Here is a 12411-nt window from a genome sequence, read left to right as displayed (position 1 = left end):
GAGATCACGCATGACGCAGCCGCATTGTCTGCCCGCCCCTTCGCCGCGCGGCACACCGTTCGGACGCTTTCCTGCCTTGACACAACCAGCGCCACACCCGTGCCGCCAAGGAAGGAAAGCGCCGGAGCGCATCCAGCCCGCCTGTATTCTGACTTTTGCCGCCCTGGCCTCTCTGGAGCACACGCCATGAACCTCACCAAGATTCTTGCGGCACTGCTCGTGGTCCTGGCCATCGGCCTGGGCTTTCTTGCATGGATGCTGGGCAAGCCGATCGAACGCCCCGTGACGCCGCTGCCCGCGGCCTCGGCGCCCGCACCAGCGGCTGCCCCGTCGCAGCAGCATGCCGTCGTGGTGGCGGCGCAGGCCCTTGCCGCAGGCCAGCGCATCGGCCCGGAACATGTGAAGTTGGTCCAGCTGCCCGGCGCCGTGGCCGACAGTTTCGACACGCCAGAAGCCGTGCTGGGCCGTACCACGCTGGTGGCGCTCACGCCCGACGCCCCCGTGTTCCGCCAGCAGTTGCTCAGCGGACTGGCGCTGCAGGTGGAACAGGGTCAGCGCGCCGTCGCTATCGCCATCAAGGAGCAGATGGCCGCCGGCAACCATGTGCGGCCGGGCGACTTCGTCGATGTCTTCTTCACCCTGGACGGCCGCAGCGAGCAAGCGCCCGTGGAGGCCCAGACCCGCCTGCTGCTGGCGCGCAGCCGCGTGCTTGCCTATGGCGGCGCCAGCGTGGAGCGGCCTCCCGTGACGGCGGCCGAGCGCAAGGCACAAAAAGAGCAGGAATCCGGTACCCCCAGCCTGCGCGGCAGCCCTGCCCGCGAAGAGCCGGGCCTGCGCCCGGAAAACGCACAGACCGCCGTGCTGGCCGTGCCCCTGGAAGATGTGGAGCGGCTGACGCTGGCCGAAAAGCACGGCCAGCTCACCCTGGCTCTACGCCATCCGGACGACACGGCCGTGCCCGACCCCGCACTGTTTGCCGCACTGCCCACCGCGCTGCGGCCCGTGGCCGGCCGCCTCAAGAAAGGCGAGTCGCTGCAGCCCGCAGACCGCTCCTATGCCGGCCTGCGCATAAAGGACCTGGCGACAGGCGGCGACGCACGCAACATCCGCCAGCCGGCAGCGCCCATGTACATGCCTGCCGCCACAGCGCCGGGAGGCCAGGCATCCCGGGAGAAAAAGCCGGGCGTGCGTCAGCAGACCGTGGAGCTGCACAACGGGGCAGCCGTGCAGACCGTGAACTACTGAAAACAACAGTGAGGGAGAAGCCATGACATCGCCAAGCACTTCGCGCCACCGCCACCAGCACCAGGTGGCACCCGGCGCCACTGCATCACACCTGCAGCGCGCAGCCTGGGCACTGTGCGCCGGCCTCGCGCCGCTGTGTCTGCCAGCCGGCACCCGCGCGCAGCAGCCCGTCGAGGCAGGCCCTGCCACAGCAGCCACGGCCTTCGCCATCCCCTCGCGCAGTGCCCCCGAACCATCCCCGCCCCCGGGTGGCCAGGAAACGCTGCACGGCGAGGCGTTGCAGCTCATCGCGGGCCGCCAGCATCTGCTGCAGGCCGGCGTGGTACCGGGCCGCATCGCCGTGGGCGATCCCAACGTGCTCGACGTCAAGGTGCTTCGCTCCACATCCGGTGGCCCGTCCGCGGCACCTGAACTGCTGCTCACCCCCAAGGCCCAGGGCAGCACCACGCTCATGGTCTGGCCCGGCAAGGGCGGACCACCTCAGACCTGGCAGATCCAGGTCCGGGGCCAGCACCTGGCGCTGGAGCGCCGCCTGGCCTCGGTGCCGGAGCACGCACAGGTCCTTGCAGCGCTGCGGCAAAACGCGCCCGCACAGACCCTTTTGCTGGACCGATCGCAGATCGATGTCAAAAGCAATACGGTGCAGGTCGATGTGCAGGTCGTGGAATTCAAAAAGACCGCCATGAAGCGGGCCGGTGTCAACTTCTACAGCGGCGGCCCAAACAACCAGGGCTTCAACTTCGGTGTCTTCAGTCCCGGCGTGGTCGGTGGCGTGGCAACCACCACGGGAACGGGTTCCGGCACGGGGACAGGGACGGGCACCAACACCGTCTCGGCTGCCTCCCCCGTGGCCAGCGCGCTGAGCCTGGTGATGAACTTCGGCCGGGCCTTCAGCGGAGCGGGTATCACCACCCAACTGAGCATCCTCGAAGGCAACGGCCTGGCGCGCGTGCTGGCCAAGCCCACGCTGCTGGCCCATACGGGCCAGAGCGCCAGCTTCCTGGCCGGCGGAGAGCTGCCCATTCCAGTGCCCAGCCGCGACGGCAACGTCGCCATCCAGTACAAGGAGTTCGGTATCAAACTGCAGCTGACGCCCACCATCCTGTCGGACGAGCGCATCGCGCTCAAGGTTTCGCCCGAGGCCAGCGACCTGGACTTCGGCTCCGGAGTCACCATCAGCGGCGTGTCGGTCCCCGGCGTGCGCACCCGCCGAGCCGACACCATGGTGGAGCTGGCCGACGGCGAGAGCTTCATCATCGGCGGTCTGGTCAGCCGCAACACCACCTCCAACGTCAGCAAGGTTCCGCTGCTGGGCGACCTGCCCGTGCTGGGCACCTTCTTCAAGAACCTCAACTACTCGCAGGAAGAGACCGAGCTGGTGATCATCGTCACCCCGCGCCTGGTCCATCCCTTGCCGGCCACCGCCGACCTGGACAGCCTGCTGCCCGGCGCGCGCTCCGAGCAGCGCAACGCCTCCCAGGTCTGGGGACCCTTCATCGCAGGCGGCATGAGTCCCAACTCTGCCTTGCCCGGCTTCTCGTATTGATATCCATGACAAGCAAGCCCATCGCCTCCGATCCATCCGTCGAGCCCCCGGGTTCGCCGGCCGTCGGCTCGCCCACTTCGCTGGAGACCTTGCTGGGCCTGCGTTCCTCGAACACGCAGACGGGCCAAGCGGCTGCCCAGTCATCTCCATCCGCGCAGCCGCTGCAGGCACCGCCCCTGGCGAAACTGCCTTCCGACTCCGACCTCCATGTGGAGCTGCTGTTCATCCAGGCGGGCACACCCGAAAGCGCGCTGGCGCTGTCCTGGATGCAGCGCATGCTGGACGGCGCTCAACTGCACACGGCCCGCTTCAACGACAACGTGACAGAGCAGGTTCAGCGCTACATGCCCCACGCCGTCTTCATTCACTTCGATCCCCTGTCCACCGACGAAGCGGCCCAGTTGGCATCACAGCTGCATGTCTCCCACCCGCATCTGCCCTGCGTGGCCGTGGGCCGCACCAAGTACCCGCAATGCATGCTGGCCGCGTTGCGCGCGGGCGTGCAGGACTTTCTCGATGTGGATGGCCCCGTTCAGGCCGCGTACCAGACGGTGATCGATCTGATCAAACGCGTGCCCGCTTCGGCGCCGGGCATGCCCAGCGCACCGCTGACCGCCATCATGTCGGCCCGCGCAGGCCTGGGCAGCAGCCTCATGGCCTCGCACCTGGCCTGGTACCTGCAAAAACGCATGCACGGCACGACAGCCATACCCGGCAAGGACGCTACGCCCCGCGAAATCAGCAACGAGACCTTGGACGGACTGCTCATTGATCTGGGCAGCCCCAGCGGCGACTGCGGCCTGTATCTGGGCACGCTGGGCGACTTCGACTTCATCGAGGCCGTCAACAACCTGCGCCGCTTCGACCGGCGCCTGGCATCGACGGGACTGTCGCGCCACGAAAGCGGCCTGCGCCTGCTCACGCTGCCGCGCCAGCCGGGCCGCCTGCGCGAGGTCTCCTATGCCGATGCCGACGCACTGCTGCTGCGCCTGCGCCAGTATTTCCGCCACATCGTGGCCGACCTGGGTGCCGTCGTGCCCACGCAGCTGGCCATGCGCGTGGCGCTGCGCGCCAGCCAGATCTGGGTGGTCTGCGACCAGAGCGTGGCCAGCGTGGTCTCCACCACCGAGCTGCTGCGCCAGCTCGACGAGCAAAAGGTCGAGCGCGAGCGCGTGCAGCTCATCGTCAGCCGGCACGACAGCCAGCTGGAGCTGGAGGCACCGCAGATCGCCAGGCAACTGCAGCTGCCGCTGCTGGCCACCATTCCCGAGCGCCGGCGCGAACTGGTCCAGGCCGTCAACCAGGGCCAGCTGCTGCCCAGCCGGCTGCAGCGCGAGCCCTATGTGCAGGCCGTGGAAAAGCTCGCCACCTTGCTGATCACCACCCACCACCAGGCCCATGCGGGCGATCAGGCAGCGCCCGTCCGCGGCCTGAACCGTTTCTTCCACCGAACAAGAAGCTGAACGCACCATGACGACCACGGCTTATTCCCATCTGGCGGACGCACAGGCCAGCGAGTTCGAGCAAAGCGCGCTGTTCCTCGACCTGAAGAACCGCACGCACGAGCACCTGCTCAGCCGAATCGAGGAGCTGGGTGCCGAGTTCGGCCGCTGGTCGCAGGCCGCCATCGCGCAGTTCGTGCTGATGGAGCTGGACAGCTTCATCCGCCTGCACTCCGTGCCCGTCAACGAGCAGGAGGCGCTGCAGGTGGCGCGCGCCCTCACGCGCGAGCTCACGGGACTGGGGCCGCTGCAGCCGCTGCTGGAAGATCCGCTGGTCGAGGACATCCTCATCAACGGCCACGGCAACATCTACGTCTCGCGCGGGGGCGTGCTGCAGCGCGAGACGCTGCACTTCAAGGACGACGAGCATGTGCTGCGCATCGTGCGCCGCATCCTGGCGCCGCTGGGCCGGCGCCTGGACGAGTCCAGCCCCATGGTCGATGCCCGCCTGCCCGATGGCGGGCGCATCAACGTCATCATCGAGCCGCTGTCCATCGACGGTCCCTCGGTCTCCATCCGCAAGTTCCGCAAGGACCCGCTGACGCCTTCAGAGCTGGTGCAGCTGGGCACCTTCAACCAGGACATCTGCCGCATCCTGGAGATGGCCGTGCAGGCGCGCTGCAACATCCTGGTCAGCGGCGGCACCAGCTCGGGCAAGACCTCGCTGCTCAACGCGCTGGCCAGCTTCATCCCGGCCAGCGAGCGCATCGTCTCCATCGAGGACACGGCCGAGCTGGCCCTCAACCACAACCACGTGGTGCGGCTGGAAAGCCGCCCCGGCGGCTTCGACGGCTCGGGCCACGTCAGCATCCGCGACCTGCTGCGCAACAGCCTGCGCATGCGGCCCGACCGCATCATCGTCGGCGAAGTGCGCGGCGGCGAGGTGCTGGAGCTGCTGCAGGCCATGAACACCGGCCACGACGGCTCCATGGGCACCATCCACGCCAGCTCGCCGCGCGAATGCCTGTACCGCGCCGAAATGCTGGCCGGCTTCGCGGGCTTTCAGGGCAGCGAGGTCAGCCTGCGCCGCCAGATCGCCAACGCCGTGGACTTCATCGTGCAGATCGGCCGCCTGTCCAACGGCCGCCGGCGCCTGCTGTCGCTGACCGAGGTCACCGGCATGACCGACAACATGATCTCCATGCAGGAGCTGTACCGCTACGAGCCCCAGGTGGGCCCTGACGGACAGGAGCTCGATCACTGGGTCTCGCTGGGCATCTCGCCCCACTCGCCCAAGCTGCTGAGCTGGTGGCGCTCGCAGCAGCAGGCCAGCCACGGAGGCGTGCGATGACAGGCCTGGCACCCGCTGCACTCATCGCTGGCGCGCTGGCCTGCCTGCTGCTGGCGCTGGCGCTGTGGGTGTTCGGGCGCGGGCGGCGCAGGCAGCAGGAGCAGTCCGTCAACCGCCATCTGCAGCGCAGCCTGGAAGGCCAGCGCACGCAGCCGCCCACGGCGCCGGCCGGCATGCTGCCATCGGCCGCACGGCCGCAACCGCCGCAGGGCACGCGCCCCGCCGTGCAATGGCTGCAGCAGCGCCTTGGAAGCGCCTCCTGGGGCGTGACCCCGCGGGTGCTGGGCATACTCGGGGCGGGAGCCGTCGCCGTGGCGCTGCTGGCAGCCGGGCAGGCAGGGCTGGAGGCCGGTCTGATGGCACTGGGGCTGTATGCACTGATCTTTGCCTTCTTCATCTGGCGCCGCATCACGGGCCGCCGCCAGCGCCTGCTGTCGCAGCTGCCCGGCTTTCTGGACAACATGGTGCGCCTGATCTCCATCGGCAACTCGCCGCATGCCGCCTTCCAGATGGCGCTGGGCAATGTGCCGGCGCCGCTGAGCGAGGCCTTGCACCAGGCAGGAGCCATGCTCAGCGCCTCGCCCGACCTGGGCCAGGCCATGGGACAGCTGGAGAAGACATGGGGCCTGCCCGAGTTCGGCCTGCTGGCCGCGGTCTTTCGCATGAGCGTGCGCTACGGCGGCCGCGCCGACATGGTGCTCGAGCGCGTCTCCACCTACATCCGCGACCGCCAGTCGGCAGAACGCGAACTGCACGCCATGTCGGCCGAGATCCGGCTGTCCGCCTGGGTGCTCGCCATGCTGCCGATCGTGGTGGGCGCGCTGATCATGGTGCTCAACCCCGGCTACTTCATGCGCATGTGGAACGACGACAGTGGCCGCCAGATGATCCTGATCGCTGCCGGCCTCGAAGCCTTCGGGGCCCTACTCCTATACCGCCTGGCGCGGCTGAAGTAAGGAGGAGACGGCCATGACATCGCACCAACTGTGGATCGCCAGCCTGTGCCTGGGGACACTGGGCGTCGGACTGTGGGCCGCCACGCTGGCCCTGCGCCTATGGCGCTCGGCGCGGGCGTCAGGCCAGGTCCGCAGGCTGCTGCAGGCGCGCCAGGCCACGGCAGCCTCGGCGGCGTCGGCCGCAGTGGCGCGCGCACCGCTGGGCACCTCCAGCATGGCAGCAGCGGCGGCCGACACCCAGCTCCTGCACCCGATGGGGGCCAGCATCCGGGCGTCCGACTCGCCGCAGGCCCTGGCGGCCAACCTCCAGCCGCCGGCCTGGCTGCAATCGAGCGCAGGCCAGGCCCTGCTGGCCGACGAAGACCGCAAGCTGCTTGACCAGGCCGGCATCGCACAGCGCAGCGGCAGCATGCTCTACGTGGGCTCGCGCCTGGCGCTGGGGGGCGCACTTCCGCTGCTGGCATTGAGCCTGCTGCAGCCCGAGGGCCTGTATGCCTCGGCGCTCTGCACCTTCTTCGGTCTCGGCCTGGGCCTGATGCTGCCCAAGTGGGCCGTACGCGCCAAGGCCAGCCGGCGCCGCGAGCAGGTGGTGGAAGAACTGCCGCTGTTCGTGGACCTGCTGCGCCTGCTGCAGGGCGTGGGCCTGAGCATCGACCAGAGCCTGCAGATCCTGGCCGCCGAATTCGGCAGTGTGCTGCGCGTCATCAGCGGCGAACTGGCCCTGGCCAACCAGCTGTACAGCAGCGGCCGCACACGGGAGCAATCCTTCCAGCGCCTAGCCAACCTCAGCGCCGACGACGACATGATCGCCATCGTCAACCTGCTCACCCAGGTGGACCGCCACGGCGGCGCCGTGCAGGAGCCACTGCGGGAATTCAGCGTGCGCCTGCGCGAAAAGCGCCAGGCCAGCTTCAAGGAAAAGATAGGCGCCATCACCGTCAAGATGACGGCGGTGATGGTGCTTTCGCTGCTGCCAGCATTGCTGGTCATCACGGCGGGCCCGGGCTTCATGGCCGTGATCCGGGCACTGTCGAACGCGGGAGGACACTGAACATGGAACACCGCCATCCCATCGCCACTTTTCTGACGGGCACTGCCGTGCGGACCGTGGCCGCCGGCCTGCTCGGGCTGGCAGGCCTTGCGGGCTGCGCCGGCAAGGGCCCCCAGGGCTACGGCGTCTCGCAGGAAGCGGGCACGGCCGCACAGGCACAGCAGCAGATGGCCAGGGCCGAGCAATCGACCCAGCCCGACACGGTCCAGACCTATCTGGACCTGATCGCCCAGATGCAGCAGGCAGGCCAGTGGTACGCCTCCCTGGCCCATGCCGATGCCTTCGAGCAGCAGCACGGCGCCAGTCCCGAATCGCGTCTGCTGCGGGCCAACGCGCTGCGCAACACCGGCCAGTTCGCGCAGGCACGCCAGGCCTACCTGGCGCTGCTCGACGGCCCCACCGCTGCGCGCGCGCGTCGCGGCCTGGGCTTGGTGCATGCCGGCCTGGGGCAATACGCCCAGGCCACCGAGCAGCTGGAGCTGGCCCGCCAGCTCAACCCCATCGACGCCAGCGTGCTCAGCGACCTGGCCTATGCCCACATGCTGGACGGCAGCCTTGCATCGGCCCAACTGCCCATTCTTCAGGCCTCACAGCTGGCGCCGGCCAATGCGCGCGTGCAGTTGAACCTGGCGCTGTACTGGCTGGCCAGCGGCAACCAGCCCGAAGCCTCGCGGCTGCTGCAGCAGCTGTCCCACCCCCCGGGCAAGGGGGCGGCGCCGCTGATCGACCAGACCTCGCTGCAGACCCTGCAGACGCAGCTGGCCAGCGTGCGCGAGGCCGTGCGCCTGCGCACCGACAACCTGCCCGCCGCACCTGGCACACCCGCCGCACCCAGCGCGCCTGTCCAGCCCGTGGGCGCTGCCCTGCCACCCGTCCCGCCCGAGCGCGTGCCTGCCCAGGCCATGGAGCCGCCCGCCAGGCCAGGCCAGAACCCCCTTCCAGCCGGTATCACCCGGCGCATCCTGCTCTCCGAGCCTTCCGGCACCGCAGGTGCCGCACCGGCTTCGCCACTTTGAGGACCCTGCCATGCCACAGACACACCGCATGCTTGCACCCGGCCATGCCGCCCATACAGCGCTGGCGCCCTGGCTGCTGGTCTTTGCCCTGGCGGCGACCTGCACGGGCCCGCTGCGCGCCCAGGCCTTCGGCGAGGTTCAGAGCCCGCCCGCCGACCTGGCCGCGCAGGCAGATCCGTCGGCCGACACCTCCGCCGACTCCACCCTGGTCGGCTACACGCTCTATGCCAATCCCGATGGAACCGTGATGTATCTGCCCAGGCGCGAGATCGACATCGGCCGTAGCACCGCGCGCCTGCTGGGCATGCAGCGCAGCGAGCCCGGCCAGCGTGCGCGCCCCATCGACGGCGCGCAGGCGCTGCGCAGCTACGCGCGCTACCTCAAGAGCTTCGAGACGGAGATCCCCGAGCAGTACAAGACCGGCATGGACACCGGCACGCGCCGCTAGGTACCGCCGCAATCGCTATCGGAAATCTCCATGCGCAAGTCCATGCACCGCACATACCTCGCCGCGCCTCAAGGGCAGCGCGGCGTGTATGCGCTGGAGTGGGCCATCATCTTTCCGGTGTTCTTCGCGCTGCTGTATGCCAGCATCAGCTACGGGCTGACCTTTCTCGTGCGCGAGTCCATGCAAATGGCCGTGGAGGATGCGGCCCGCGTCACGCTGCGCTACCAGACCACACGCACAGGCCGGCTCGATGCCGCGCGCACCCTGGTACAGCAGCGCATGGGCTGGCTGCCAGCCAACCTGCGGCCTGCGGCTGCCGCCATCGATGTGCGCATCTGCCGTCTCAACGACAGCAACCTGTGCTCCGCCACGCTGACCTGCGGCGTTCCGTTGAACGAGCGCTGCGTGGTCCAGGTCGGCATGTCCATTCCCTACGGAGCCCATCCCATCGCGCCCGCCCTGCCCGGCCTGCGCATCCTGGTGCCAGCCACGCTGACGGCGCGCGCCAGCATCCTGGTGGACAAGGGAGGACTGTGACATGCCGGCACAGGCACCCATTTACAGGTACGGCCTCGCGCGGCACAAGGAAAGAGGTGTCGCGGCGGTGGAATTCGCCCTCATCGCCAGCATCATGGTGCTCCTGCTCATGGGCATGCTGGTGTACTGGCGCGTGCTGCAGGCCCAGCAGTCGGTCGCGCGAGCGACCGGCGACGGCGCACGGATGGTCCAGCACCTGGCCCATGGCGGGCTGGCGGGCTTCAACCCCGCACGCCCCACGGAGCAGGCCAACATCCTGCAGGCCACCACCGCCGTGGTGAACCAGAGCCTGGCCTCCAGCGGCTTGCCCACCAGCACCGCGCCGGCGCAGGTACGAATCACCTGGACCAACACCCAGGCCACATTGCAGGTGGTCTACCTGCTCCCCCCACTTCTGGGCAACGGCATGCAGCTGGGAAGCCTGTATCTGGCCGAACCCACACGGCTGCAGGCCAGCAGTCTGGTCCAGCTGGCACCCTCCAGTTGAGACAGGAGGAACGGCACATGCACGGCTCTCACTCTCTCCGCCTGCGGCACTGCGGTGCCGCCTTCCGGCATGCCCACCGCCAGGGCGGCGGCATCCTCGTACAATTCGCGCTGCTGGCCGGCGTGCTCATCCTCATGCTCGGCGTGGTGGACATGGGCTACATGTACTACGCCAAGCGCGATCTGCAGCGCATCGCCGATCTGGCCGCCATGGAGGCGGCCCAGCACATCAACGCCGAGCGCAACAACACGCCCGCCTGCGTGAGCGCCGGCCAGGCCAGCATCAACGACAACTGGCCTGCCGCCCTGACCCGCAACACGGCCCGGACCCAGGTGGCCTGCGGCAACTGGAATGCCCAGCACCCCGCCCGCCAGGCCTCGGGCGGGCGCTACTTCGATGCGGCCGCCGCGCCGCTGAACGCCGCGCATGTCGTGGTGGCAGGGAGCTCCCCCACCTTCTTTCCGGGTCCCTGGGACCGCCTCGTGGTGGCCGAGGCCATTGCCATGCGCAACGAATCCGTGGCGTCCTTCCAGGTGGGCTCGCAGCTGCTGCGCTTCAACAAGGACACGCCGTTGGGCAGCCTGCTCGGCGTAGTGGGGCTGGACGTGGGCATGCTGACCCTGCTGGACTCCAAGGGCCTGGCCGATGCCAAGATCAGCCCGGCCGGCCTGCTCAAGGCCCTGGGCGTCAACCTGGGGATAGAACAGCTGCGCGCGCTGTCGCCCGAGGGCCTGGCCAACATCGCCAGCGTCACCTTGCTGGACGTGATCGATGCCTCCATCAGCGCCATCACCGACAACGCGCTGGCCGTGCAGCTCAATGCGCTCAAGACCCAGGTGATCAACCTGGGCCTGAGCACCATCAAGATCCCGCTGGGCAGCCTTGATGACCAGAAGGGCCTGTTCGCCTTCCTGGGCGCCGGCCGCACCGATCCGCTGAACGCGGCCATGGACGTGCAGCTGGGCATTGGCGATGTGCTGAAGACGGCCATTGCCATCGGTGCCAACGGCCATGCGCTGAAAAACGATATTGATTTACTGGGCATCATCAAGGCCAAGCTGACCATCGTGCAGCCGCCCACCATTGCCGTAGGTCCCGTCGGCACGCAGGGCTACAGCGCACAGATCCGCCTGAACCTGAACGTGGACACGGACCAGTTGCTGGGCGGCGCACTCCAATGGCTGGTCAAGGACATCCTGGGCACCCAGGTCAAGCTGCCCATTGCCGTGGACATCACCAACGCAACGGGCACGCTGACCGCGCTGCAGTGCAGCGCCAGCCCGCAGACCATGGACTTGTCGGTCAAGTCCTCCATCCTCAACGCCTGCGTGGGCAAGATGGACCCCAACAACAAGCAAAGCTGCGAGAAGGGCCTGCAGGACGAGCAGTTGATCACCCTGCTGCGCCTGCCCGTGCTGACCGGCAAGCTCTGGGTGCCGGCCCTGGAGTACACGGACTCCACCACGGGCCTGGGCATGGAGCCCGGCTATGAAGACCCGGCCGATCCCAACTGGACCAAGACCAACCGCTCCACGCAGGTGAACCAGCTGGCGCTGGGCGATACGGTCGACAACATCGTCACGGGATTGCTCAACCTGCTCAGCGGCCTGCTGCAGCCGCCGGGCACCACGCCCACCGACATCACCACGCGGCTGCTGGAGTCATACCTGGATGCCGCCAAGGTCAGCGGCCTGTACAACGTCGCCAGCGTCACCAGCCTGCTGCTTAATGGCCGGGGTGTGGCTGGAGACAAGGACTACATGCCACCGCTGCTCACCTCCAACTTCACGTTCAATAACGCGATCGCTGTCAGCGGCATAGACAAATGCGGTCTCGTCATGGGCCTACTTGCCGTATGCCCTTCCTCCACCTGGCCAAGCGGCACGTTCTCGGCCGCTCTCAATTCCTACACCAGCGTGCCCGGCGGTCTGCTGGGTGTTCTGGGCATCTCCACCTACGACAACGGCTACCTGAGCTGCGCGGGCCTGCTCAGCTCGCTGTTCAACTGGAATGGCTGCGTCAAGCACAACGTGACCAAGCTGCTGACCTCGCACCCGCAGTACCTGTACGCGATCAACGCCAACAGCCCCGAGATCCAGTCCCTGCTCAACCGCGACCACAACCTCACCTGCACCGGCGCCCTGTGCACCCTGCTCAAACCGCTGATTACCGATGTGCTCAAGCCCATCCTCAATGGAGTGGGTGATCTGCTGACCTCGGTGCTCAAGAACACGCTGGGCCTGGAGGTGGGCCGCACCGACATCAAGGCCCTGTCCATCGGCTGCGACACGGCGCAACTGGTTTTCTAAACTGCAGGCAAGGCCATCCAATC

General features: G+C 68.2%; 11 protein-coding genes. All 11 read left to right on the top strand.

The genetic code is table 11. The features are described from left to right. The first annotated feature begins 186 nt into the window (after nt 1-186). The 11 genes from cpaB to A9976_RS02030 all read left to right on the top strand — a co-directional run bounded on the left by cpaB (nt 187) and on the right by A9976_RS02030 (nt 12388). Complete coding sequence (gene cpaB / locus A9976_RS02080; RefSeq protein ID WP_183017615.1) at nt 187-1245, top strand: Flp pilus assembly protein CpaB; 1059 nt, start codon at nt 187-189, stop codon at nt 1243-1245. A gap of 22 nt (nt 1246-1267) precedes the next feature. Continuing rightward, complete coding sequence (locus tag A9976_RS02075) at nt 1268-2791, top strand: type II and III secretion system protein family protein (RefSeq protein WP_183017614.1); 1524 nt, start codon at nt 1268-1270, stop codon at nt 2789-2791. Between the two features lie 5 nt (nt 2792-2796). Continuing rightward, nucleotides 2797-4254: a pilus assembly protein CpaE gene (locus A9976_RS02070; protein ID WP_183017613.1), complete on the top strand. Its 1458-nt coding sequence runs from the start codon at nt 2797-2799 to the stop codon at nt 4252-4254. A 7-nt stretch (nt 4255-4261) separates the two neighbouring features. Then, on the top strand, nt 4262-5584 hold the full coding sequence (locus A9976_RS02065) for a CpaF family protein (protein WP_183017612.1): 1323 nt from the start codon (nt 4262-4264) through the stop codon (nt 5582-5584). Further along, a complete protein-coding gene (locus A9976_RS02060; RefSeq protein WP_183017611.1) occupies nt 5581-6540 on the top strand; it encodes a type II secretion system F family protein in 960 nt (319 codons plus the stop codon). Before A9976_RS02065 ends, A9976_RS02060 begins: the two co-directional genes overlap by 4 nt. Before the next feature lie 13 nt (nt 6541-6553). Continuing rightward, nucleotides 6554-7591, top strand: a complete 1038-nt coding sequence (locus tag A9976_RS02055; protein WP_183017610.1) for a type II secretion system F family protein — start codon at nt 6554-6556, stop codon at nt 7589-7591. A gap of 2 nt (nt 7592-7593) precedes the next feature. Beyond that, nucleotides 7594-8607 carry a hypothetical protein gene (locus tag A9976_RS02050; RefSeq protein ID WP_259649081.1) on the top strand — a complete coding sequence of 338 codons (1014 nt, stop codon included), beginning with the start codon at nt 7594-7596 and terminating at the stop codon, nt 8605-8607. A 10-nt stretch (nt 8608-8617) separates the two neighbouring features. Continuing rightward, the gene (locus A9976_RS02045; RefSeq protein ID WP_183017609.1) at nt 8618-9055 is read left to right on the top strand and encodes a DUF3613 domain-containing protein; all 438 of its coding nucleotides are present in this window, start codon (nt 8618-8620) and stop codon (nt 9053-9055) included. A 42-nt stretch (nt 9056-9097) separates the two neighbouring features. Beyond that, nucleotides 9098-9592 carry a TadE/TadG family type IV pilus assembly protein gene (locus A9976_RS02040; RefSeq protein ID WP_259649080.1) on the top strand — a complete coding sequence of 165 codons (495 nt, stop codon included), beginning with the start codon at nt 9098-9100 and terminating at the stop codon, nt 9590-9592. A gap of 67 nt (nt 9593-9659) precedes the next feature. Next, a complete protein-coding gene (locus tag A9976_RS02035; RefSeq protein WP_310889362.1) occupies nt 9660-10079 on the top strand; it encodes a TadE/TadG family type IV pilus assembly protein in 420 nt (139 codons plus the stop codon). Nucleotides 10080-10096: 17 nt separating this feature from the next. After that, entirely contained in the window at nt 10097-12388 is a 2292-nt protein-coding gene (locus A9976_RS02030; protein WP_183017606.1) for a TadG family pilus assembly protein, read from the top strand. The last annotated feature ends 23 nt before the right edge of the window (nt 12389-12411 follow it).

Source organism: Delftia sp. UME58 (assembly GCF_014170385.1).
Classification (GTDB): Bacteria; Pseudomonadota; Gammaproteobacteria; order Burkholderiales; family Burkholderiaceae_C; genus Comamonas; species Comamonas acidovorans.
The sequence above is the reverse complement of the archived record's forward strand: the minus strand, read 5'-3'. Positions and strand labels throughout refer to the sequence as shown.